The organism is Candidatus Amarolinea dominans (assembly GCF_016704685.1).
In the GTDB taxonomy this organism is placed as follows: Bacteria; Chloroflexota; Anaerolineae; order SSC4; family Amarolineaceae; genus Amarolinea; species Amarolinea dominans.
Genome location: NZ_JADIZS010000043.1, coordinates 1 through 22,260, shown reverse-complemented (window position 1 = coordinate 22,260; position 22,260 = coordinate 1). Strand labels below are relative to the sequence as shown.

Annotated in this window: 26 protein-coding genes and 2 pseudogenes; all 28 read right to left on the bottom strand. The window is 59.0% G+C overall.

All coding sequences use genetic code 11. The features are described 5' to 3' along the window. Nucleotides 1-7: 7 nt before the first annotated feature. Nucleotides 8-1,708 (bottom strand): protein kinase, encoded by a 1,701-nt coding sequence (locus IPF85_RS21240; protein WP_343410062.1) that lies wholly within the window; start codon nucleotides 1,706-1,708, stop codon nucleotides 8-10. 132 nt (nucleotides 1,709-1,840) lie between these two features. Further along, complete coding sequence (locus IPF85_RS21235; RefSeq protein WP_343410061.1) at nucleotides 1,841-2,461, bottom strand: hypothetical protein; 621 nt, start codon at nucleotides 2,459-2,461, stop codon at nucleotides 1,841-1,843. 3 nt (nucleotides 2,462-2,464) lie between these two features. Further along, nucleotides 2,465-3,247, bottom strand: coding sequence for a hypothetical protein (locus IPF85_RS21230; RefSeq protein WP_343410060.1), 783 nt, complete (start codon nucleotides 3,245-3,247; stop codon nucleotides 2,465-2,467). Beyond that, nucleotides 3,232-4,317 (bottom strand): M48 family metalloprotease, encoded by a 1,086-nt coding sequence (locus tag IPF85_RS21225; RefSeq protein ID WP_343410059.1) that lies wholly within the window; start codon nucleotides 4,315-4,317, stop codon nucleotides 3,232-3,234. The genes IPF85_RS21230 and IPF85_RS21225 overlap by 16 nt, the downstream gene beginning before the upstream one ends. Before the next feature lie 46 nt (nucleotides 4,318-4,363). Further along, nucleotides 4,364-5,128 carry a hypothetical protein gene (locus IPF85_RS21220; protein WP_343410058.1) on the bottom strand — a complete coding sequence of 255 codons (765 nt, stop codon included), beginning with the start codon at nucleotides 5,126-5,128 and terminating at the stop codon, nucleotides 4,364-4,366. Next, complete coding sequence (locus IPF85_RS21215) at nucleotides 5,125-5,394, bottom strand: hypothetical protein (RefSeq protein WP_343410057.1); 270 nt, start codon at nucleotides 5,392-5,394, stop codon at nucleotides 5,125-5,127. The genes IPF85_RS21220 and IPF85_RS21215 overlap by 4 nt, the downstream gene beginning before the upstream one ends. Continuing rightward, nucleotides 5,391-5,804 carry a hypothetical protein gene (locus IPF85_RS21210; RefSeq protein WP_343410056.1) on the bottom strand — a complete coding sequence of 138 codons (414 nt, stop codon included), beginning with the start codon at nucleotides 5,802-5,804 and terminating at the stop codon, nucleotides 5,391-5,393. Before IPF85_RS21210 ends, IPF85_RS21215 begins: the two co-directional genes overlap by 4 nt. A gap of 327 nt (nucleotides 5,805-6,131) precedes the next feature. Further along, nucleotides 6,132-7,142: a hypothetical protein gene (locus IPF85_RS21205; RefSeq protein WP_343410055.1), complete on the bottom strand. Its 1,011-nt coding sequence runs from the start codon at nucleotides 7,140-7,142 to the stop codon at nucleotides 6,132-6,134. Nucleotides 7,143-7,155: 13 nt separating this feature from the next. Continuing rightward, nucleotides 7,156-7,878, bottom strand: coding sequence for a hypothetical protein (locus tag IPF85_RS21200; protein WP_343410054.1), 723 nt, complete (start codon nucleotides 7,876-7,878; stop codon nucleotides 7,156-7,158). Continuing rightward, nucleotides 7,769-8,482, bottom strand: coding sequence for a hypothetical protein (locus IPF85_RS21195; RefSeq protein ID WP_343410053.1), 714 nt, complete (start codon nucleotides 8,480-8,482; stop codon nucleotides 7,769-7,771). The genes IPF85_RS21200 and IPF85_RS21195 overlap by 110 nt, the downstream gene beginning before the upstream one ends. Then, on the bottom strand, nucleotides 8,479-9,321 hold the full coding sequence (locus IPF85_RS21190; RefSeq protein WP_343410052.1) for a protein DA1: 843 nt from the start codon (nucleotides 9,319-9,321) through the stop codon (nucleotides 8,479-8,481). The genes IPF85_RS21195 and IPF85_RS21190 overlap by 4 nt, the downstream gene beginning before the upstream one ends. A 252-nt stretch (nucleotides 9,322-9,573) precedes the next feature. Next, complete coding sequence (locus IPF85_RS21185) at nucleotides 9,574-9,855, bottom strand: hypothetical protein (RefSeq protein WP_343410051.1); 282 nt, start codon at nucleotides 9,853-9,855, stop codon at nucleotides 9,574-9,576. Next, complete coding sequence (locus tag IPF85_RS21180) at nucleotides 9,852-11,363, bottom strand: hypothetical protein (RefSeq protein WP_343410050.1); 1,512 nt, start codon at nucleotides 11,361-11,363, stop codon at nucleotides 9,852-9,854. The genes IPF85_RS21185 and IPF85_RS21180 overlap by 4 nt, the downstream gene beginning before the upstream one ends. 91 nt (nucleotides 11,364-11,454) lie before the next feature. Beyond that, entirely contained in the window at nucleotides 11,455-12,066 is a 612-nt protein-coding gene (locus tag IPF85_RS21175; protein ID WP_343410049.1) for an N-acetylmuramoyl-L-alanine amidase, read from the bottom strand. Between the two features lie 15 nt (nucleotides 12,067-12,081). After that, entirely contained in the window at nucleotides 12,082-12,663 is a 582-nt protein-coding gene (locus IPF85_RS21170) for a hypothetical protein (protein ID WP_343410048.1), read from the bottom strand. 30 nt (nucleotides 12,664-12,693) lie between these two features. After that, nucleotides 12,694-13,128, bottom strand: a complete 435-nt coding sequence (locus tag IPF85_RS21165) for a hypothetical protein (RefSeq protein WP_343410047.1) — start codon at nucleotides 13,126-13,128, stop codon at nucleotides 12,694-12,696. Nucleotides 13,129-13,222: 94 nt separating this feature from the next. After that, the gene (locus tag IPF85_RS21160) at nucleotides 13,223-13,666 is read right to left on the bottom strand and encodes a YbjN domain-containing protein (protein ID WP_343410046.1); all 444 of its coding nucleotides are present in this window, start codon (nucleotides 13,664-13,666) and stop codon (nucleotides 13,223-13,225) included. Between the two features lie 218 nt (nucleotides 13,667-13,884). Further along, nucleotides 13,885-15,885 (bottom strand): AAA family ATPase, encoded by a 2,001-nt coding sequence (locus IPF85_RS21155; RefSeq protein ID WP_343410045.1) that lies wholly within the window; start codon nucleotides 15,883-15,885, stop codon nucleotides 13,885-13,887. A 95-nt stretch (nucleotides 15,886-15,980) separates the two neighbouring features. Then, complete coding sequence (locus IPF85_RS21150; RefSeq protein WP_343410044.1) at nucleotides 15,981-16,370, bottom strand: hypothetical protein; 390 nt, start codon at nucleotides 16,368-16,370, stop codon at nucleotides 15,981-15,983. A 27-nt stretch (nucleotides 16,371-16,397) separates the two neighbouring features. Next, the gene (locus tag IPF85_RS21145; protein WP_343410043.1) at nucleotides 16,398-16,796 is read right to left on the bottom strand and encodes a hypothetical protein; all 399 of its coding nucleotides are present in this window, start codon (nucleotides 16,794-16,796) and stop codon (nucleotides 16,398-16,400) included. A gap of 27 nt (nucleotides 16,797-16,823) precedes the next feature. Then, nucleotides 16,824-17,324, bottom strand: a complete 501-nt coding sequence (locus IPF85_RS21140; protein ID WP_343410042.1) for a hypothetical protein — start codon at nucleotides 17,322-17,324, stop codon at nucleotides 16,824-16,826. Then, on the bottom strand, nucleotides 17,325-17,795 hold the full coding sequence (locus IPF85_RS21135) for a hypothetical protein (protein WP_343410041.1): 471 nt from the start codon (nucleotides 17,793-17,795) through the stop codon (nucleotides 17,325-17,327). Then, entirely contained in the window at nucleotides 17,792-18,079 is a 288-nt protein-coding gene (locus IPF85_RS21130) for a WXG100 family type VII secretion target (RefSeq protein WP_343410040.1), read from the bottom strand. Before IPF85_RS21130 ends, IPF85_RS21135 begins: the two co-directional genes overlap by 4 nt. Next, on the bottom strand, nucleotides 18,072-18,338 hold the full coding sequence (locus tag IPF85_RS21125) for a hypothetical protein (RefSeq protein ID WP_343410039.1): 267 nt from the start codon (nucleotides 18,336-18,338) through the stop codon (nucleotides 18,072-18,074). The genes IPF85_RS21130 and IPF85_RS21125 overlap by 8 nt, the downstream gene beginning before the upstream one ends. Before the next feature lie 15 nt (nucleotides 18,339-18,353). Next, nucleotides 18,354-19,928 carry a hypothetical protein gene (locus IPF85_RS21120; protein ID WP_343410038.1) on the bottom strand — a complete coding sequence of 525 codons (1,575 nt, stop codon included), beginning with the start codon at nucleotides 19,926-19,928 and terminating at the stop codon, nucleotides 18,354-18,356. Nucleotides 19,929-19,986: 58 nt separating this feature from the next. Continuing rightward, nucleotides 19,987-20,229: pseudogene (locus tag IPF85_RS21115) on the bottom strand (FtsK/SpoIIIE domain-containing protein); the annotation flags it as partial. A gap of 1,128 nt (nucleotides 20,230-21,357) precedes the next feature. After that, nucleotides 21,358-21,714 carry a hypothetical protein gene (locus IPF85_RS21110; protein ID WP_343410037.1) on the bottom strand — a complete coding sequence of 119 codons (357 nt, stop codon included), beginning with the start codon at nucleotides 21,712-21,714 and terminating at the stop codon, nucleotides 21,358-21,360. Nucleotides 21,715-21,750: 36 nt separating this feature from the next. Beyond that, nucleotides 21,751-22,260, bottom strand: a pseudogene (locus tag IPF85_RS21105) (hypothetical protein); the annotation flags it as partial.

The window sequence follows — 22,260 nt, the reverse complement described above, 5'->3', positions numbered from 1 at the left end:
CATTCGTTCAAAAATCCACGCGGAGGACATTCTCACCAATGGTAATCAAGTCGCCGGCGTGCAACGCCACCTGGCTGCGCCTGATGTGCGTCTGATTGACCCAGGTGCCGTTGGTGGAGGTGTCTTCCAGCCAGACGCCATCCGGCCGCACACGAATCTGCGCATGGGCGCGCGAGACCTGCGTATCTTCGGGATTGAAATCCTGGCGCCCAAGCGTCAGGCTGTCACTGATCTGCCATTGGCGGCCGGCGGCCGGGCCACCCAGCGCCGTCAGGCGGGCGATGGTCACCGGCGGGGGAGAAGGCGTCGGGCCAGGCCGGCTGCGCGCTGTTCCCTTGAGCACCAGGAGCACCTGCCCCATGCGGTGCCCGTCGGGAAAGCGCTGCTGCCAGTGCTTCTCCAGCGCCTTGAGCGCCACGCGTTCCAGGTCGGCCGAGATCGTCGCCACGCGCTGGCTGGGCGGGACGGGCGTGGCGCGAAGGTGCTGGTCTATCACGGTCATGGCCGAGCGCCAGTCATGACTATTGGGCGGCAGGGGAAAGGGCACGCGGCCGGTCAGCAGCTCATAGAGCACGATCCCGAGGGAATAGACATCGCTGGCGGCCTGCACCGGTTCGCCTTTGGCCTGTTCGGGCGACATATACTCCGGCGTTCCTACCAGCTTATTTTGCGTCACCGCGACCGCGGATGTCAAACGCGCGATGCCGAAATCAACGACCTTGACCGTGCCGTCAGGCTCGATCAGGATATTCTCCGGCTTGACATCGCGGTGAACGATGTCCACGGCGTGGGCAAAGCCCAGGGCGTCGCAGACTTGCGTCATGACGCGCACGATCTCGACTTCCGGCACGGCCCCCTGGTTCAAGCGCTGGCGCAGCGACACCCCATTGACGAAGTCCATCACCAGGTAGAGCTGCCCGTCGGCGCTGCGGTTGAACTCATGGACGGTGACGATATGGGGATGGTTGCGCAGGCGTGGCCCGATCTCTTTGCCCTCGGCTTCGAACTTCTGCACCAGGTAGGGATCGGCCGTTTGTAGAATCTTGATCGCCACGGTGCGGCCGTCGGCAGCGTGCGCCTTGAAGACCCGCGACATGCCGCCCTGCCCGATCTGCTGTTCCAGCCAGTATGGCCCAAACTGAACGGCGCCGGTGATGTGCGCCAGGGGATGCGGTGAATCGTGCGGTGGTTCGATCGCGGTCGGCGGCAGGGAGGGCGCCACCAGAAGCGCCTGATCGGAGAAAAGCCATTCCGTGGCGCCGACTTGCACGTGTTGGCCGGGGAGCAGGGCATGGCGTCCGATACGTTGGCCGTCCACCCAGGTACCGTTGGCGCTTTCGCGATCGTTCAGCAGCCAGGCGTCATCCTCCCAGTGAATCTCGGCGTGGTGGCGGGAGACGAGCGGCTCATCGGTCAGCACGAACTGATTATCAGAGCTGCGGCCCAGCGTCAGGCCGGCGGGGGTCAGGGTGATGGTGTGGCCCTGGTAGCGCCCGGACAGCCCGTGCAAATAGGCGGGCGGTGCGGTGGGCTTGAGCGTTGGTGCGCGGCCGGCCTTGTCATCGGCCACGGGCGGTGCGACTTCCGGCGGCGGCGTCGCGAGGCGCTTGGGTTGGCGTCTGAGGATGCGCGCCAATAGAACCAGGAAAACGAAGAACGTTCCCAGGACAAGGATCAGAAGCCCAAAAAGCCAGGTGTCAGGTAGCAAGACGGGAGCTCCTTGCAATCGCCGGTTCGTCGCCGGCCGGTCAAAGTGGCACAGATGAGCCGCGGCGGCTCTGGGAGGAATTATAGCAGAGGGAGGGAGGATGTGCAATATGGGGTGGGGTTTGGGGGAACATCACGCGGTCTTGATAGGCCGCCCCTCGGCTTCCAGGACCAGCAAGCGGACGAAGTAAGCAACGAAACCGAGGCTTCCCACCACGCACGCAGCGCCAGTCAGGCAGTTGGGGAGCATCCAGGCCATATCGGCCTGGAAGGAGCCGAGCGTTTGCATCGTCAGCATCTGTTCGATGCTGCCAAACCGGCTGGCAAATAAGAAAATCAACAGCGGGTTGAGAAACCAGGAAATACCTAGCAGCCATAGACTGGCATCGCGACGCAACATCCACACGATGAAGACCACAGGCGTCGCCAACAAGAGGTGCAGTCCAAGCAGTGCGCAGAGCAAATCAACGCGCATCGAGATCATGGGTTCCAGGCGCGCCGCCAGCCAGTTGCTGCCCTGCTGAAAATAAGCCCACAATACCACGGTCAGCGCGGCGACCAGTAAGAGGCCCGGCCGCTGTGCAAAAAAATCACGCTGTACGATGACCAGGGCTGGCGCAAGCAATAGACTGACCACGGCCATGATCTGGAGAATCGAAGCCAGGGTCGCGTTGCCCGGGTCGGGCCAGGCAACCAACGTCAGCATCAGCAACAGGTAGAGAGCAACCACCAGCCATTTCAGTTTCGCACGCATCGGTCAATCCTCTGAGTTTAGCGTATAACGCGCCAGCAGCCAGTCGTTGAGGGGCTGATGGCAACTGGGGCATAAACGGCCCAACGTGAACGACTCAACCTGCGCGCCGCATGAGCAGCGTCCATGCCAACGCCTGTGCAGGAGGAGGAACGTGGTCAAGCCAAACCCCAGAAGCAAGGCGGCAGCCAGGATGCCGAGACCTTGTATGCCCAACAAATCACGCAGGTCGCCAAAGAGAGGAACGACCAGCAAAGGCAAGACGCCGCCCCACAAGCCCGCGGCCAGAAGTCCCGTGATTCCCCAACTGATGACCACAAACCGTCGCCCAAGCCACGGCGCAGCGAACCAGGCCAACACGCGTTGTTTGAGTGCGGCGTCCAAACGGAGCAGCGGCCAAAGCAAAAGGGGCAATCCCAACAGATTGAACACGAAAGGAAGCCAAACGTACAGCCAGGCCGGCAAAGGAAGGCTCATGTCTAGCTGCCCACCCTCGCCCAAGACGGCGCTGCTAATGCGCAGCAGCTCTTCCAGGGGAATCAAGCCAGACCAGAGCGTCAGTGAAAGCACCGCAGTGAGCAAGAAACGCTCACCCAGGATCACTGCGCCGTAGGTGAAAAGGGCAGTCCGCTGCGCCTGCAAGAACGATTTCTGTCCGCCCTGGGTGCATAACAGCGGCAGCAAAGAGACAGAAAGCAAGACAAAACCGAGGATGAAGATCGTAGGCGAGCCTGGCTCTGGCACAAATGAGGCGGACAGGGCTGAACCGAGGATCAACTCGAGAGGCAAAGTACGGCCAGGGCAGCCGTGACGCCTATCGTGACCGGTGAACCGTACAAAGTTTCTGGGTGCGCCAGGCAGTCGAAGCGCTCGTCCCACGTGGGATGAAAACGGGGCATTCGCAAAGCCAGTCGCGACCACCATCGCCGCTGATCTGAACTTGCAGGAGATTCCGCAGCGGCCGATTGCAGACGGCGGTGTTGGTCGCTGTATTCGATGGCCTCCAACAGGGCGTCTGCATCCCCGAGCCAGGCGGCGGTGCGGGCGTCTGCATAGAACTCACGCGTGCGCACGATATGGCGCCAAAAATAGACCAACAGGATGAGGCCGCCGAGCACGAATGGCCCATGGGCGCTCAAGTTGAAGGCCTCATAGCGCAGCCAGACCGAGACGCCTTGCAGCATCTGTGGGTTGTCGCAAACGACATCGACGCGGCCGGGGATGAAAGGGCGTAGCCAATCGCACACCTGGGGCCAGCGGCCGCTGATCTCCGTCATGCCGCGCACAAGTGTGTTGTAAATCAACGGCACCTGGAGATAGAGCAAGAAATCGAGGGCCATGAACACGATGGCGACGATGATGACGCTTTGAGAGAAGAAGGTCATCCAGGCATCGCGATTGCGAAAGTGACTCAGTTCATGCAAGAGAACGGCTTTGGCGCGGTCGGCGCGTGAGGCGATGCCACTCTCCATATCGGCAAACAGGGAAACTGCCAGCCCAGTTGGCAAAGCCAGGGCGCGTCTTGTCCACGTGCCAAAAGCGTGCGCTGAATCGAGGTTGGGGTTCAGCAGAACCTGAGGAGGCCGCCCGACGCCATTGACCCGCGCCAACTCCTCGGTGAGTGCCTGCAAAGGGCGTAATTCAGGGGTAAGCGGCTGCAAGTTTTCGGCCTGACGGGCGGGAAGAGCGAGAAAACGGCGCAGGGGGAGCAGCAGCATGACCACGAATAACTCTGCGCCGCAAATGGGCGTCTGCCAGAACAGGCTGGCAACAACGGGCGCGAACAGGATGAGCACGATCAAACCGAACAAGAGCGTCGTGCGCGTCGGCAGAGCAAAGATATTGAGACGTGTCGGCATGCCCAACCTCCGAAGGTAAAACCCGGCGGCCCAGGCCGGGCGCCTGTCAGGCTTCGACCCTTTCGATGGGCGCCGAACGGGCCAGGGAACGGGCATCATGCAGGATCAATGTCGTAAAGTGTTCGACAAAACTGTGAGCCTGATCTCCGTCAAGCCCAACCGTTTGGGCGGCCCGTGTCGCTTCTTGGTGAATCAAGGCCAGCGTTGTTCGTTCCAGCGGCTGCGCGGTCCAGGCCGCCGGGGGCAGTAATCGGCTGAGTGCTTCCGCGGCCAGGTACGTGGCGATCAAGAGGTCGCGGGAAGGCGATGGCTCACTTTCGCCCACGGCAAGTGGCTGCGGAGCTGCAGCCGGCGCCAGGCGAAACTGTCCGCCGAGTTCGGCCACGCGATCAAAGAACGGATCCAACTGGTATCTCAAGCGTCGCTGCTGTACAGACGACAACAGCGTCTTGACCAGCGCCTGGGTCATGGTCGTCACGGCCTGGCGCAGGCGGTCGGCGCGGGGCTGCAAGAACCACAGGTCAGGCTGACCGGCGCCGGCGGGGAGAGGCATAGGCCCAGCCTCCTGCCATGACATCGCCTCCTGCAGGGCTACCAGCTCCTGGGTGCAACTTGGGCAGGTATCGAGGTGAGCCGTCAGCTCAGGGTACTGTTGCGCAACCGGCAACCCCAGGCGCTCAGCCTCGCAATAGGTGGGTAACTGCGCCAGGACCTCGGCGTGGGTCAGGCCGCCATCATCGCCGGCAAGCGCGCGGCGCAGGCGTTCGACGCCGGCTGAATGGGGCTGACTGTCTGACTGATGCGCGGTCATACGATATTCCTCCCCAGGCTGCAGGGGTGATCAACGAACGGTCGGTTCGACCAGGGCAGATTCTCGCGCCATAGCATGGTTTCAAGCAAATCGGCGTGGTCAGCCGCGCAGGCTGTGCAAGTCGCCAGGTGGTCGCGCAGGTCGGCGAAACGTTCCTGATGGGCGATGTCGCTCATCTCCGCATCCACAAAGGTGGGCAGCCATTCCTGCACCAGTTGGCAGGCAAAATCGGCCAGCAGTGTTGTAGAAATGCCGATTGGCTTCATGCTGCACCTCCAGCGAACCAGGCGCCCAGTTCGCCGCACTCCCGCAGGCGTTCCAGCGCCTTGAATTTCTTGAGCGATACCCAATTGGGTGTGCGGCCGATCTGATCGGCCAGGATCTTGATACTGGCATCATCGCGAAAAACGGCCAGGATGATGGCGAATTCGTCTGGCCGCGACAGGCAGCGTCGCACGATTGCCCAGAAATCGCTGTAAGTTAGCGCAGGGAATTCGGCAGCGAAGCGAACATCGTCCTCATCTTCATCTTCAATGATGGGATTGACGGTATTTCCCGGGTCGGTCAAGGGCTGCGGCTTGCTCCGAAAAGCGTGCCAGATATTGAATAGCGCCTGTTGGGTGAGGTCGTCGGCCAGTTCCGGCCCGATCTTACGTTCGGCGATGGGCGCAACCAAGCCCAAATCTCACGATAAGCCTGGGTCATGACCAACGTATCATCAGTCTTGAGAGCATCGTGTAGAACGATGCAGTATTGATTAATGACCGCACGCTCGATAAGCTTGTCCTCTGCCAGGCGGCTGCCCTGAGTGAGCAATTCCGCGACGCGACGGCAGACCCGTTGTCCGAATTCGTCCCAGGTTATTCCGACGGCGTCGAAGTCCAGGAGCCGCCAACCCCGACTGGCGAGGATACGTCGCGTCGCGGCGTGGCAACGATCAACAAGAAGTGGGGGCAAAGGTTGTGTCATAGTGTACTCCAGTCACGCAGGGGGATCCGTGCTTTCAAGCCGTCATGATGGCACGATTAAGCCAGTCGCCAAATTCCAGCATGTCCAGGACTGTCATGGATGTTAGTTCACCGTTGCTTGCCTTGTCAATTTCATCAACTTCGCCCAACAACACGAGTACGGCTTGGGTCGGAGGCAGGTGGAGGAACTGGGCATTGATCGTTCGAAAGTGTTTGACATACGATTGCCAGTCGCCGGTCTTGCACTCGACCCAAAACACTTTGTCGGCGGTTCCGAGTAGCATGTCGAATTCAGCCTCGCTCTGATCCGGCAAGGTCAGATGGGCGCACGACAAGGCCTGCTCATAGTGCCAAGCCCCAGTACGCTTTTCAACCACCTGGCGCGTTACCTGTAATACATACCGCTCAAGCCATCCCCCCGTCAGGAAATTCTGCACATGTCCGTCTTCTTGCGGATCGAAAAGGATAGATTCCCGGTGACGCAGGTACTCGAAAGTGGACAAGAAGCCGCTGCTGTGCAGCATCGTCCCTAATTGAAAGATCGCGTGAAAGGTGTTCTTGGGCAAATCGCGTACTGGGAACCAACGCCACTTGTTGTAGCCTCCGCTGGCGCGACGCTTGAGGGCTTGGTAGAAAGGCGCCACGGTGGCGAAATGATCGCCCATGTAAAGTGCGATGCGGTCAGCGGCCGCGTCTGAGGGGCTTAGTTGACGGGCCGTGCGCAGCTTGATACCGCGCCCCGTCAGCCAGGCCTGGGGATCAAGCCAAGCTCCGTCCACGGGCGAAGGTTCGTGCGCCGGAGGCATCTCCTTTTGTGCCCGACGCTCGTCAAAGGTCATCTGCTGCAGCAAATCAACCTGGACGTCGCCAATCGTACGCTGGACAGCTTCCAACTTGATGAGCGATTTTTGCGCTATCTGATCCCAGCCATTGTGCTCATCATCCGTCAGGATGTCAAGCAAAGTCATTTGCACGCGGCCGACATCCGCCTGCAGTGCTTCCAGCGTCTTGATCGTCGTATCAATGGTGAGGTTAATGTCAGTCACGGTTGTCTGCCTTTCATGATTCCTCGCGGGGCACCGAAGCAGCGAACATGACGAGTAAGATCGCCGGGATAGCCAGGGCCAATGCGCCGCCCACTACGAGCACATCCTGATGGATGAACGATGCTCTGAACTCATCGGTGGTGCGCATCGTCAGTCCTCGCAGCACGCCGAAGTAACTGATCGGCAAGATGAGCGCCAGAATAATGGCATCGAAATTGGGTGCGCTATTGCCACCGAACATCGCGATAGAGGCATTGCGTACCGCGACAGGCAGTATGCCGGCAAAAATGTGCATCGGGGAAATGCTGTTGGCCACGAGGGATGTCTCAGACCAGGCCTGGTCAACGGACCTGGATGCTTCACCAGACCCTAAGCATACCCATAAGATCAGGGCCAGGGATAAGCCGACGGAAAAGGCGCCCAGCAAGATGCCTTTTTGTCCGGTGCCGCTATGCCACGCCGCGCGGAATTGATCCAGAAGCATGGAGCCTAACGTGCCGACGACGATGAGAACAGCGCCGACAATCAGGAGCACGAAACCCACGGGGATCAGTATTTTGGGAATCAGCACATGGAAAATCCAGCCAACAATGGTGCCGATCAGCCAACCCAGCCAATTCAAGATGCTACCAAAAATACCCAGCACGAAGAGGAGTGCAGACCATAACCATTGCCCAAGCACGAGTAAGATATCGCGCAGGAAATACCCGGCAATCGCAGCCAGCAACGCAATCACGACACCGCCATAGCCGAAACGGCGCACCAGGACAATCATCCCCCCACACGACGAGCGCAATCACAGCAACAATCAGCAGGATTGGCAATAAGAAATTGATGATCGGCAGCAGGAAACCCCAAATGGCCGTGAGGATGCGTACGATAAACGTCCACACTGCGCCCAGGATGCCAACGAGGAAGTTCCAAATACGCAGCAGAAAGCGCAGCACGGCCATCAGAACGCCCCCGAGAACCACGAGCAACACGCCGAGCCACGCCAGAATTCCGATGCTCGCAGCGCCGGTCGTCAGGCCCAACAAACCGCTGAAGGTGATCCGCAGGTTGAGACGGATCAGCGAAAGCAGGGCAATGAATCCCAGGCAGACCCATACGCCATAAAAACACAACACCAGGAGATCATGAAACAGCGACAAGTGCGAAGCGTTTAGGCTGGCCAGGAAACGCTGCGGCCACCATGAGATTCGCACAATCGTTTCGGCCAGCCACGATGATGAGAGCCAATGGTGAGCCGCGTAGCGCAGAAAGCCATCGAAGTTGAATAAGGCAAAAACGATCCCAAAAGTGACATCCAAGAGGAGCACCGAGATATTTGGACGTTTCATATAGTTGGAAACCTGCTCCATTTCCGCACATAGTCAAGCATGCTCAAGAGCGGCATTTTCTCAAGGCTGCGCCGTGCGAGCTGAAACCCCTGGCCATAGACGGGATTTTCGTTCTTGTCCATCAATCCCAACCGATACGCGGCTTCTGGCGTGTTCTGCTGCTTGAGCCACAGATACTCGGCCAGTTCACAGAGGCCTTCTTCGACCACCGGTTCCAGGTCGGGGAAGGCATTCATGAAGAGGTAGATATGCATCAACTCGTGCGCGGCGACTGCGGCAAAGTGCTCACGCGGCAGGCCCGACAGAATCAGGATGGCCTCCACCTGGCGTTCGACAATCTGCCCGTTGCGCGTGAGGGTATGGTGACAGGCCATGCCGGTTGGCTGTTTGCTGTACGACTTGGTGGAGCGCCGGTTCAACTCCTGCTGATCCACCAAACGCAACGGCGTCTCGGCCGGGCCAATGTCCAGGCCGAGTCGAGCCAACGCCTTGCGCACCTGCATGAGCGCCGGCTGCCCTTGCGCCGCCGTGTCAATGGCAGTCTGGCGACAACGATTACAGATGGAGTGCCCATCATCGTAGCGCACGCCGCCGCGGGTCAGACGCTCACAAATGAACCGATGACAACTGTAGCACTCTGCCAGGCCGGCCGAGTGTTCGGCGCAATAGGTGTCGCCCCAGGCGTTGATCTGATACGCGCCCTTGAGAATTTCACCGCCGATCGCGCAGCGCTTGCCGAACTTCTGCCAGTAGTGGGTTTCGCAGTAGACCTTGTCATCCTTCTCGAAGTATCGGTTCTGGCCAAGCAGCTCACCAGAGGCGCAGCGCCGACCGAACAACTCATCGAAGTCCCGTTTGCAGTACGCCTTACCATTGCGTTCATAAAAACTGCCTCCATCGAAGGGTTGACGGCACTGAGCGCAAATGAAGTGCGAGGGGTGCCAGGCTTTCCCCAGGGCTGTCGTGTAGTCGCCGATAACTGGCTTTCCGCAGTAAGCGCAACGCGGGCTATTTCCTTCAAGATCTTTCTCCTGGAGTTTACACTCTCGATTGTGACATTCTTAAAAACATGAAGAACTCTCATAGACACTCTAGCGTGAGCGATACCGCCAGACTACAAAAGCCGATCCGCCGAGCAGCATGAATGCCATGCCACACAGTTGATTGAGTGTCTCCTCGATCTGTTTTTGTATCATCTCATCAATTTGGCGCTGCAGATCATTCAGCCACTGTGCAATCTGCCGTTCGATTGTAGTGCGTTGGTCCTCCCACCAGTAGGTGATTTTCGCCTGCTGGCTTTGCCACCAGTTCTCAATACGTGCCTGTAAGTCATGCCAAAATGCCTGCCAACCGCTGCGCGGTTCAAAGATCAAAAAACTGGCCGCTCGTTGAGCGGAACAATCACTGAGCTGTTGGTCACTGTCAGTAGCCGACCGGCGCTGGGTGATAGATCCAGCGCATCAACAGCATAGAGATAGGCCGTATCTGCGCTCAGGTTGCTAACGGTGATGTTACGGGTGGTCATGCCGCCACGCGCTTTCCAAAGCACCGCAGTCTGTCGGCCATCTCTAGAGAAACGATACTCGTAGACGTCATCGTCGTTAGGACGGCCAAGATCGTCTTGACCTTGCACTTGGCCCAGGGGTTGGCTATTCGCGAGCAGGGCAGACAGGTTGCCAGGGGTTCGTTGTCCGGATAGCCCTGGGTCGAAGCTGTGATCTTGGGCATTGGTTTGAGTAAACCAAAACACCTTTTCCACGCCAGCTTCAGACAGAAGGGGCACGTACGTACGAGCAACATAGGCAGCCTCGATCACATCGGCTGTCGTACTGTGAACAGTGGCCCAATGATTGAGCCAGTCACGGTTCCAGCCGATCTCGGTGATCCAAAGTGGTTTGGGTCCCAAGCGATTGGTAAGATCGAGCACACCCCGCACCTCGGTCAACACACTCAAGGGTGTTGTCGTGGTTGCGCACGTTTTGGTAAACAGATTGTAGTGCAGGCCGCGTTCAATGAATGCGTCAGGGGCAAAACCGTTCGAATCGGGGCTGTTGTGGTAGGGATGAATCGCTACAACGTCGAATGTGTCCCAGGCGCCGGCCTCGTGCAGGTCTATCAGGTATTTCTGATAGTTCCTGGCGCAATCGGCCAGATCACCATAGTAGCCAGCGAGGCCTCCCAGAATCACTGTATCGTTACGGTCGTGCTGCTTAATGATGTCGTGGGCGATGCGCAACATGTGGGCGTAAAGGATGGCATCCGGTTCGGCTGGGCCATCGCGACTGCTGGAATCAGCCGTTTCGATGACCACCTTACCCCAAAAATCACGGCTGTTCATTTCATTCTCGATTTCCCAATAGTCAATACGATCACCAAAGCGATTGACCACGGTTTGTACGTAGGTTTGCCAGTGGGTGAGTAACTCGCTGGGGTTGACCCGATAGCCATGCGCAGGATTGCCGCTCAGATAACGCGGCCCATAGTCAAGCAGGGCGACCATCTCGATGTTTCGTGCTGCCAGTTCGCTGAGAAGCCGATCGAAGTCGTGATCAATGTCAGGGCTGTAATGGTATTGCCAGCGAAAGGCTTGTTCCTCCGGTTCCACCAATTCCCAGGGAATCTCTTCACGCGCCCAATGAATCCCCATTCGTTGCTGGGCATCGATTGCGGTTGTGAGGCCCTGCGTCCCCAGTTGAATATGCGGCGACATGATGCCGAAGCCATCAATGCGGGTCTTCTGCGGGATGGCTGCACCCGGAGCGCCTGGTAGGGGGCTATCGAGGCAATTGACCGGTACGTTCAAGAATGCCAGGATGGCCCGGGCGATAGCTGCGGCAAAATCGGCGCGCCGATGGCGCAGGAGATTGCCGTCGCCGTCCATGTAGGCCAGCTCGACGAGCGCTGACGGCGCCTGCCACCAGTGGATGTGCAGCCCACCGTGACGGCTGGCTGTTTCCGGTTTGCTGCCATGATTATTGAGCGCCAGGTCGGCGGCAACCTGGCTGCCAGCAGATTACCAATTGCTGTCTCTGTGCGTCGTTACCACTGACGCCGTTGACCGTGTACCAGGCCTCGGTACCGCTAATCGCAGGGTCGCCGCTGGCGTTACTATGAATTGACACGCCCAGCGCCGGCCGGTAGAAGTTCACGATCTCGTCAACGTCTTCGAGAGTGTGAGCAGAGTCATCGCCAGTACGCGTCAACAGCACAGTAACCGGACAGCGAGCCAGGCGGGCGCGGGTGAGGTGCGCAACGTCAAGGTTGATGTCTTTTTCGATCAAGTCCCTGCGTACCGCACCGCTGTCAATCGGCCCACTGACGCTGGCTGCCCAACCGTGACCTTGGCGAAGGATGACCAGGGGGTCAGCGGACTGGGCGGAGACGTTAGGAAGCCCATGGGATAGCATGATACGAACGACACAAACAATGACGCCAACAACGAGCGTCGTTCGACCCGCCAGCAAGCGCGATCTATTGAGCAGTGAGTTGTTCATATGCCGTTTTGGTTGCGATTCGTAGATAACAAACAGAATAGCTGGAATTACCAGGGCCATGGCGCCGCCAACAGCCTGATCGAATGACAATGCGCCATGTCGTCCTCAATAACGACGGACTGGCTGGCGAGCGTTGGTGGGCTCGTTCAGGACGGCAATACCCGCTGCTGTCGTGATGGCAAAACCAAGCACCGCGCCCCAGAAGCCCCAGGCCAGATGGACGCCGAGCACGGATGTCAGTAATCCGCCGAATGAACCGGCGCCAAGCCCCAGGCGTTGAACAGAGGGGGCGCTGACGAGCAACAGGGCCAGCAGCAGCCCGCCTCCGGCCGCGCCGGCCCAACCGGCCACCAGGCGCAGCGAGTCGGATCGAACGAATGGGCTGGCCGCAGTCAGTAGAAAACAAGACCCCGCAACGGCCAGCGCCAGCATGATCAACCAGCGTACCCAGGCGCCCAGAAACGGAAAGGAAAGCAAATCGGTTGCAGAAGGGGCGGTCACCGTCTGCAACCAATCCGCAATCTGAGGAACCGGCGCGGGCGCCAGGGTGCGAGCGGCGGTCAGCAGCGCGCCGACCGTTCCTTGCAGCAACGGCGGCAACGCCACTGGTTCGACCACGAGCCAGGGGGGAACCAGCAGGGCAAACAACACCCAGGCTGTGGAAACGAGTAATAGCCAACGTGACATAGATGTCCTCTGGTTCGCTCTCTGACCGCATCAACGCATCATCTTCAGGATGACAGTCTCCAGTTCATCACATTCGTTGATCAAGGCTCTGACAACCAACGCAAAGTAGTTGCTGTCAATCAAGTCCTGCTCGGCATTGTGCATGCACGAATACACCTGCTTTCCGCCAATTTCCTCGATGCACCAGAAACCGATCTTCTTCTCGGAGCTGCGCTTGAGGAGGAGCGTAGAGATATAATGCGGCACCTGATCATAAGAAGCAAAGCTGAACATGCTGGGCACGGAGAATTCCAGCGTCTTGTCATATTTGATGACATAGCAAGTCTGCGTACGCTGAGATCCCATGTTGAAACGCAAAATAGCGCGGACATCGTTGAGGTCCGCGATTTTCCAGCCCTGGCGAGCGCAGTATTGTTGAATGGTAGTGCGGAAATTGGAGCCGCTAAACAATGGTGCGAGTGACATGTGGTAATAACCTCCTCTGATAATCGGGCACAGAACCGTGTGACGCGCCCATCTCAGCAACTGCCGCGGTGCGCGTCACACGGTATACTAAGGCTTAGCTCATTCGATCCAACGCACGTTGTCCACCCCAACGTGCTATGATTTTATCATCATACTGATCGGCAGTGACAACCACCGCCATGACCGATGCTTTCAATTCAGGCTTGTCGCAGGTAGAACCAACGATGGCGTGCTCGAAGAATACATCGTCATCGCTGTCCAGGCCAAACCCGCCAAAGCGCATGTTGTCGGTCTCCCGGAGTAAGAAGTGCATCAGCTCCGATGTCGCCTCCGCACCCGTCACCACATAGGCGCGCGTATTGATGGTGGCGTCGTCGTTACCCCAGGGAATGACTCCAACCTGGGCAACGGCAGAACCAATCACAACCGCCATGGCCGGCGCGTCAGTGCGCAGCATGACGAATTCACCGAACAGTTCCTTCATCCACGGTACGATCTTCTCGTAACAGGCCTTTTGCGCGGCCGAGCGAAATTCCATGATACAGTCCTTTCTGTTCTATAGCGTCTCGACATGAACCACACTCTCGTGATAAGCTACACGTAACGAAGTTGCCTCCTTTCCGGGCACTGATGGCAAGTAACGAATCAATGCTGGCGCCACTTGTTCATCCAGCAGACGCTCCCAGCTCGCGCTGATTGCTGATGGTTCGTTGGTAGGTCATCAGCCAATCAAGCAAGCTGTCGTCCCATTGCAGATCAAGGCCCAGCTTGGAAACGCGCCGTGATATCGGCCAAAAGGTTGTTGCGAAGCCAGGAGCGCCCGGTCAACGGTTGCTGCTGTAATTGGGTGATCACAACATCCACTTGCGCCAATAACTCGGGCCCCAGAATGGACTCCAGATTTCGCAATTCTGCCGCGACGGGTGCTTGGGCCGATGCGTGGAATCCAAGCGGCTGCACAGTCAGCAATGGCACATCAACGGTGAGAATCGTAATCGTGTCACTCAAATAGCTGCGCTTACCGCGACTGTTCGTTAGGAAACCATCGCTCAGCGCTTGCGTCCACACATCACGAATGGTCGGGTGGCAGGCATGGACATGCTGGCACAGCACAACGCACCAGGGGGTTTGGGACAGACGATCGAGGAGCAATGAGTCGGCATAACCGACATAGCCCGGCGGTGCTCCAATCAGCATCGTCACATCGGCCGGATGTACGAAGCGGCTGAAATCGAGCGGCAGCACGCGCTCGGCCGAGCCAAACAAGGTTTCGGCCACGACCGTTGCCATATCGGCTGCCGCTTGGACGGCGTCGTCAACCAGTAACACGACGGCGTTGGGGCGTGTGGGGCGCAAATCGAGACCGCGTGCTGTAACTTCCAGGCGACCCACAAGCCGGTCAACACTTTGGTCATCCAGGCGGGTGCGGGCGGTCAACTGCTGGCGCAGACTATTCAGTCCGGCGCTGGCCTCTGGCGGCATGCCGATGAGGCGCTCGGCCACCGCACGGGCGTCAGCGACTTCTACAACTTGTTTGCCTTGGGTGAGACTGTAGGCCACCGTTTGTTCCAGCAGGTCAATTCCCCTTGTCAGGAAAGTGGCGGTTGCGCAGGTAGTGTTGGGCAAATCCACCAACCAGGGCAAGACGCCGTCACCGACCTGGACATGATGTGACTGCATCAACTCGTTGCGTAAACTGGCCAACACCGTCAGTGTCTGGGATGCCGTCAGTTCCTGGACACGAATCGGTTGAAAGCGCCGCTCCAGCGCCGCGTCTGGTTCGATGAAGCGCCGGTACTCGTCATCGGTGGTGGCCGCAATACAGGCGATCTCGCCGCGCGCCAGGGCCGGTTTGAGCAGGCTGGCAAGGTCACTGAGGCTCGGCATGCCGCCGGCGCCAATGAGGGTATGGACCTCATCAATGAAGAGAATGACGCCATCCTGGCTTGCCTCATGCAAGAGCGCCTGCATACGTTTTTCCAAGTCACCCACCATGTGCCCGCCCACGATGAGGGTCGAGGGCTGCAGCGCGATCAAACGAGCACCGAGCAAGGCGTCAGGCACGCCGCCACGCACGATCCGCTGTGCGAGGCCTTCCACCACGGCCGTCTTGCCAACGCCGGCTGGGCCGACCAGCAAAGGATTACGCTTGGTGCGCCGGCACAGGGTTTCGGTCATCAATTGGACTTCGGTCTCGCGTCCGATGATCTGGCTGAGCCGCCCTTCTGCCGCCTGGCGAGTGACATCGCGTCCAAATTGCTCGAGGAGGGGCGTGCGTTGACTCAGACGCGGCTCGTACTTGAATTGAGGGACGGGCGATGATAGTTCGCCTTCAGAGCCGATAGATGGTAATGCGGACATCGTATCCGGCCCTGGTGCAACTGGCAGCGCACCATCGCCCACCAACATGTAGTCGGCCGCGGCTAGAATCGTAACCGCCAAATCCCGTTCGGCAATACGGCTCTTGCCGCGGGCGACGGCCTGTTGGGCTGCCCGCTCGACAACCATCTCCTGGCTAAGCACTTCCCCGGTGCGTCCTGTGCGCAACTGGTCCGCAAGATACTTTTCCAGGGCAGAGGCGATAAAGCCCTTGGCCAGGGCCTCAGCCATCGCGCCGTGGCGCTCCATCAGCACCAACAGCCAGTGATTGACGCCAAGCTGTGCATGCTTGTTTTTCGTCTGCTGCTGCAAGGCGCCCTCTACCAGGCGCTGCGCCCCTTCGGCCAGCGGTAGAGCACCTGACCCCGACTCGGGCATGGTTTATCCTCCTCGAGTAACGCTTACCCTGCAATCCAGTTCGAGCAGAATTGGCAGGATAGATAGGACTGTCGTCACCAGGTCCGGCCAGCGACTCAGCCGCCCTGTAATTGGCTGTACAAAACAAAGACCACAATCAGCACTACAATGACACCCAGGAGGATCATCATCCCCGTTCGTTGGTTCTTGATCTTCTGAATCTCTTGCTGAGTTGCCTGGATGTCGGCCTCCGCGCGTGCAATGCGCGACAGTTCGGTCTGCAACTGCTGCAATGCCACCGCCAGTTCATCGGGCGCCACGTGTCCCGGGGTCAGCGCGGCGAGGGCCGTTACGACGCCGTCAAATTTGATCTGGGATTCCAGTTGCGCCAAGGCCGCGCCATGTCCTGACGCCTCATCGTACGCAGCCCAGATCTGGCCGCGTTCAGCAATTGCCCGGTCCAAATCACTTGTCAGAATTACTCCCGATCCTGCCATCGCAGTCACTCCTTCATCTATCCAATGATCCAATGATTAGCCGCATGAGGCGTTCGCCTCTCGAATCAATGACTGAACTTGTGGAAACTTGCCGCGGGCGTCAGCATGATAACGCGCATAAACGTCATAGTGCCCATAAGCCCCCTGCAAGTCCTGGTTGGCAAAGCGCAATTGCTCCATCACCTCGACAGCCTGCTCCTCGGCGCGCCGACCTTCTTCTTGGGCCGCTGTCATTTGACTCGCTGATTGGTCGAGAGATTCATCCTGCAGGTGCAACTGCTCAAGCAGGCGTTCATCGTCGGCCGCATGCGAATTCAGATAGCGACTGTCCACTTCGCGCGCCGCGTTGTCATCCCAAACCGGCATAATCTCCCGACGCAGCTCTTGCAGCACGCGCGATTGCTGCCCCATACGCCATAAAACTTCTTCAAGCATCGTCGTTCTCCAAAGCAAAGGGATAGCTTACAGTGTTGGGCGATTCAGAGCGAAAAGTTGTTCGGTGCGATATTCCAACTCTCGACGACCATCGCTAACGTAGCGCTGCGCGTCATCCTCCAATTGATCGGCGGCCTTCAGTTGGACGGCAGCCTGATCGGTCAATCCCTGGGCGTTACGCATGTGAGCCATCATGCTTTCGGCCGCCTCAACCTGCAAATCCACGCGCGATTGAGCGACCTGACACGCACGCGCAGCCGACTGCGCCATCTCCAGGCTGCGTTCGGCCGCGTTGACAGCCTCGCTCGCCTCCGCCTGCGCGCTTTCGCCGATACCGACCGCCTGCTGAGCCAGCGCCACGGCACGGCGGCAACAAGCCACACGCGCTTTGGCCGCCTCGACTTCCCTCTGCGCAGCTGCTACTTCCTGCTGCGCCTCATAAACGTGAGCCCTGCAGCCGCCACCGCATAGCGCCGCGTTGACGGCTCCTGCTTCACCGGCGCAACTGCGCCGTTCTTTGTCATTCATTCAAGCGTTGTACCTGGACTCCGCACTGGAGAGTTGCCATTCGGCGGAAGACAGTTCACGTCGCGCCAGCTCCAATTCCTGGATCGCCCGCGCCAGGCGAGCCTCCGCGCGCGCAAGCCAGGCCAGGGCCTTGCGCAATTCATCTTCCCAGGTCGCCAGTGTCTGGCGCGCCAGGTTCAACAGGCCAATGGCCTGCTGCAGCGTTTCATGCGACGTCGTTTGCGCGGTCAGCCCTTTGTCAGCCGCCGCCGCCACGGTCGTACTCACATCCCGGACCTTGAGCGCGTCCTGGTGAGCCTGGTTGACGACAATGGATGCCTGGTGCAGTCCTCGATCCACCGATTCGGTCGCCTGTTGCTGGACATAGGCGGCAGACGCAATCGTGTTGCCTGCCTGAGACGACCAACGCAGCAGTTCGTCGAGCAGGTCGCCAAGCGCCTGGATCACCTGGCGCGGATCATAAGCGCTCACCCGACCAGCCCGCCTTCCGTGCGATTGGCCTGACGTAAGGCATCAATGCGTTCATCCAGCATCCCGCTGATCTGATGCGTCTGCTCCAGGTATTCCTGGAACATGGCCGTGGTGCGTATCCAACCATGCTTGAATTGATCGGCTGCATCGCCTTCGTAGACAGCCGCAAAACGCTGCCAGACGCTGCTCAATCCCTGGAACTCGCTGCTCAGTTGGGAAACATGTCGCCCCAACACCCGATGATATTCTTCCAGTCCGGCCAAGAGAATTCGTGTATCAGCCACCGTATAGATACCTTTCCAGGGCATACGTCTTGATATACAGGAATTCGACATAACCCTGACTTTCGCCCTCGGCGTAACGCTTGAGGTGTTGTTGAAATGGCCCCCAGACCGCGTCGTAGCGCCGGCGCATTTCATCCTGCCAGATCGGTGAAACGCGATCGTGCTGACCCTGTAATTCGGCCAACGATTGCTTCAGACTTTGATTGAAGCCCACCAATGCCTGCGTGAAGTGCTTCATCATGACGAGTTGTTCGTCCATCTCTATGATTGCCTCCTAAACGCGCCGCGGCGGCAACTCGCGTCCCAGCATCGCCAGTTGATCGAACAATGATTCGCCAGCCGCCTGGGTGGCCGGATCGCTCGAATAGGGTTTGAAACGGATCGCCTGGTCGCTCTCCGTGTCCAGGTACAACGCGCAAACCGGGCTTGGACCTTCGATCTGCAGTTGCGATGCCTTGCGGCTGCGCACGAACGCATGCGATTCATCCTCTGACATCTGCAAAGCCACGCGGTGGCGGAAATGGACCAGGCCGCGACGCTCGTCAATGACATTGGTGAGCGGCCGCACCCCAGAGAAACTGAGGAGCAAATGAATGCCCAACGGCGCGCCCTCCAGGTACAGGCGCTTGAGCTTCTCACCGAGCGGTGAATCGGCCAGGCCGCCATAGGCGTCACTCTTGCGTCGCATCGGCTCGATCGTATCGAGCTCGGTCAACGTGACCACGAGAGAAGGCTCGCGCGCGGCCTGTTCTTCACTCAGACGGCGCCGGCGTTCGAGTTCTGTCAACAACTGATCGAGCCAGGGTTCCAGGTCCGCGCTGCTGCGGCTGAACTGGGCATCGAAGCCGGCCGGAGTCAGCACGCTCTCCTGCACGGCCCGCAGGACGTTGCTCCACTGCGCGCCCTGGATGCTGCGATCGAGCGTCATGAACCGGGTGGCGGCAGGAGAGCCATTCAAGGCCAGCGTGGTCAACGCGGCCGCCAACATGCCATACCGCGCGGCATTGCCGCTGCCGACGATCAACGCATGTTCACCCACCCGTCGCCGCAGAATCAGCATGGCCTGACCGCGCACGTTGAACTGCTGACCCAGCCACAGCACCCGCGGGTGTTCGGCGGCAAACCAGTCAATGACGCCCAGGCCGCCTGTTTCCACCTCTTCGCGGGCAAAGGCCTCCAGATCGCTAGCCGTCGGCCAGGTGCGATAGCGCAAGAGCGCCGTCACATACGGATTTTCGATCAGCACCGGCTGCGCCTTACCGTTGAACACCACCCGTCGCGGCAGGCTGTCATCGGGCAAGTTCTTCGCTTTTTCGATCAGCTTCTGCAGAACCTGGTCGCGGCGCGTCGCATTGAGATAAGCCACCTTGCCCGTACGGTTGGCCTCATCGTCGCCGCCCTGGTCATTGACCACGGCCTTGCCTGGCAGGTCGCAGGTGGCAATCAGCGCTTTGCCGCGGCGTCCGAATTCAGTCAACGCGTTGATGTCGGCCGACTTCATTTGCATCGCCATCAGCAGATGGATATTGCCGAAGATGCCGGTCTGGTTCAACATGCCGGCGGCGCCAAAGCGCTGCGAGGCGAGCAGCATGTGAATCCCCGCGCTGCGCCCTTGCTGTGACAACTGCAGGAGGTGGTTCGAGGCGATTCCGTCCTTGTCTCCTTCGAACAATTCCTGGTATTCATCCACCAGCAACAAGATGCGCGGCAGATTCCCTTCCGGCTGGCCTTTGGCCCGGTAGCTGCTGAAGTCGTTGACTCCCACGCGGGCAAAAATCGCGTTGCGATACTCCTTTTCCGCGATCAGGTCGGCCAACACGCTGCGCGACAGCTCGGATGACGAACGCAAGGAGACCACCTCGGCGTGCGGCAAATGCCGATAGGGCTGGAAACTCCACGCCGTCCTTGCCATCAATCAGATAGAGGCGCAGCTCCTGCGGGCTATAGCGCACGGCCAGGCCGCAGATCAGGACATGATACAGGTTCGACTTACCGGCGCCGGTCATCGCGCCCAACATGCCGTGTGCGCAGGGTTTGTTCTCCTGGTTGACGCCAAACCAAACGCGCAGCCGTTCATTGCCGGTGCGTGCGCCGATCGGCGCCTCGATGATGCGTGTACTGCTCTCGCCCCACCAGGAGTTTTCTTCCATGCCCACCAGGCTGTCCCAGTCCAGGATGCGCTCCGGCGGTTTGGCCTGGCTGAGAATCTGGAAGACCTGCCCCTGCCGATCGGGCGGCGGCGCAGCATCTACCTGCAGTTTCAGATTGAGCTTCGTGAACGTGCCTTCGTCATCGGCGCCAATATAAAACGCATTCTTGAAGCCATCCATGCTCAGATCACGTGGCAGTTCGATATCCTCGTCGAAGTGGATAAAGGTGTAGATGCCGGCTTTGGTGCCGGTATTGGCCACGCTCTGCAGGGCCTCGATCGCGCGGCGATCGTATTGATTGGGGAAGTCCGCGGCAAAAACGAACTGGAAGCGTTCATTGATGCGAATCTCGTCAGGCACCAGTTCGAACGACGTCACCGAGGCATCGAGATAAGCCTCGATGATGCGCTGCAGATCCTTCGTCACCTCATCCAGATCGCGTCGCACATCGCCCGAATTCTCGCGCACCAACGGCAGATAGCGGCGCATGGGAAAAGCCAGGCCGTTGCCGGCTGGATCGAGCAGCGTATAGCGCGTCTTATGGGGCAGCATCAGCGCGGTGCGCGTCACCAGCGCCTGCAGCAGGGCCGCGCCCTTTTCCACGCTGCGCCCCTTGCTCCTGATGATAATCGTGCGATTTTGCCCAATGAACGGCGCATAGGCCGGCAGTTGCAGACCGCCGTTCGTGCGCTGCTCGGTCAGGCTGCCCACGCGGATCACGGACGCTTCGAGGGATGTCGCGGCATCCCAGGTCTTCCAGCGCTCCTCGCGCCAACCGCCCACGGTTGCCAACGGCAGACTGGCCAGCGCCGCCTCGAAGCGCCGGGCATGCGCCTGGAGCTGCGGATTGAAATAATCGCCCAATTGCTGCGCCTGGCGTTTGCCATGCTCATAAATCGCCCGCGCCTGCTGACGACTCTGCTCGATTTCCTGGTTCAGCCCGGCAATGCGAGCCTCAAGTTCAGGGATGGATGATGCCATGTAATACCCTCCTCCTCATGTAGGATTAGTATAACAGAGAAAGTCTTTCACCGGTCTGTCATCTTTGTGTCAAAAGTCTGTCAACTTTTCGAGAATCATTGTTGATAACAGTATAAAGAGCATCCGACGACGGGTTTGTTGGCAGGATCAGTGATCTGAACGGCGCTTTTCGACGCCATCCCTCGTGACCAACTGGCTGCCCGGGGGCGCGTGCAAATCTGCAAGAACTCCAGAGCAGGTGGGGCGAATGCATTTCCTCAAGACCACGTTGTCTACATAGGCGCCCTCTGGATAAGTAACCGAGTAATCGGTGTAAAACTCAATAGCTACCCACACCTGTGATTGCCCAAGCAAGTTGCCTAAGATATAGACGTTGGTAAGATCGAGTGTCTGGTCAATCCATCCAGAGGAAATACCGGTCGTGCAATTGCCATAGAAGTTGGCGCCGTCAAGAGATGCAAAACGGCAGACCTCATCAAAACCCTGTTCTGAGTTGAGCCACAATTTGAATCGAAGATCATGGCGGTGGCGCCCTGCAGGCTAAATGGGCCATAAACCATCCAGGAATCGGTACGATCCGAGTAGTTGGCGCCGTAGCTCAAGAGCGCTGCTATCCGCGCCAGCGCCAATCGCCCAGCCGCTGTAGCCACCCGCATAGGGCCGGCAGGCTCGGCGACCCCAGTAGTACTCACCATAGGCCGCACCGTTGTTATCGAGGATTTGCCAGTTGCCAGGAAAGGTGCTTTCGAAGGTCTGATTGACCAACGTCAGCCAGTCCGGTGCAGGAGTGGGGGTGGGCGTTGGCGTCCAGGTCAGTGTGGGCGTCCGGGTTGCGGTGGGCGTCGGCGTCGAAGTACCGCGAATGAGGATGGCATCGGTGTGGGCGTCGAAGTTGGCGTCGGCGTCGGCGTGTTGGGTAGACCAAAAAGCGTACCGATAGATTCCAGTGGCGGCGCCGGCCAGCAGGAAATTACAGCGGGTCGGATCGAAAAGCAGACTGTAGACGCTGCCTGCAGATGTGAGATTCGCCGTGATGCTGCGCCAGTTGTT

Coding starts and splice junctions, on each gene's coding strand:
- IPF85_RS21165 (WP_343410047.1), bottom strand. CDS start 13,128: ATGTCACTCGCACCATTGTTTAGCGGCTCCAATTTCCGCACTACCATT.
- IPF85_RS21140 (WP_343410042.1), bottom strand. CDS start 17,324: ATGAATGACAAAGAACGGCGCAGTTGCGCCGGTGAAGCAGGAGCCGTC.
- IPF85_RS21155 (WP_343410045.1), bottom strand. CDS start 15,885: ATGCCCGAGTCGGGGTCAGGTGCTCTACCGCTGGCCGAAGGGGCGCAG.
- IPF85_RS21195 (WP_343410053.1), bottom strand. CDS start 8,482: ATGAAACGTCCAAATATCTCGGTGCTCCTCTTGGATGTCACTTTTGGG.
- IPF85_RS21180 (WP_343410050.1), bottom strand. CDS start 11,363: ATGGACGGCGACGGCAATCTCCTGCGCCATCGGCGCGCCGATTTTGCC.
- IPF85_RS21215 (WP_343410057.1), bottom strand. CDS start 5,394: ATGAAGCCAATCGGCATTTCTACAACACTGCTGGCCGATTTTGCCTGC.
- IPF85_RS21235 (WP_343410061.1), bottom strand. CDS start 2,461: ATGCGTGCGAAACTGAAATGGCTGGTGGTTGCTCTCTACCTGTTGCTG.
- IPF85_RS21225 (WP_343410059.1), bottom strand. CDS start 4,317: ATGCCGACACGTCTCAATATCTTTGCTCTGCCGACGCGCACGACGCTC.
- IPF85_RS21160 (WP_343410046.1), bottom strand. CDS start 13,666: ATGGAATTTCGCTCGGCCGCGCAAAAGGCCTGTTACGAGAAGATCGTA.
- IPF85_RS21145 (WP_343410043.1), bottom strand. CDS start 16,796: ATGCTTGAAGAAGTTTTATGGCGTATGGGGCAGCAATCGCGCGTGCTG.
- IPF85_RS21220 (WP_343410058.1), bottom strand. CDS start 5,128: ATGACCGCGCATCAGTCAGACAGTCAGCCCCATTCAGCCGGCGTCGAA.
- IPF85_RS21170 (WP_343410048.1), bottom strand. CDS start 12,663: ATGTCACGTTGGCTATTACTCGTTTCCACAGCCTGGGTGTTGTTTGCC.
- IPF85_RS21125 (WP_343410039.1), bottom strand. CDS start 18,338: ATGGACGAACAACTCGTCATGATGAAGCACTTCACGCAGGCATTGGTG.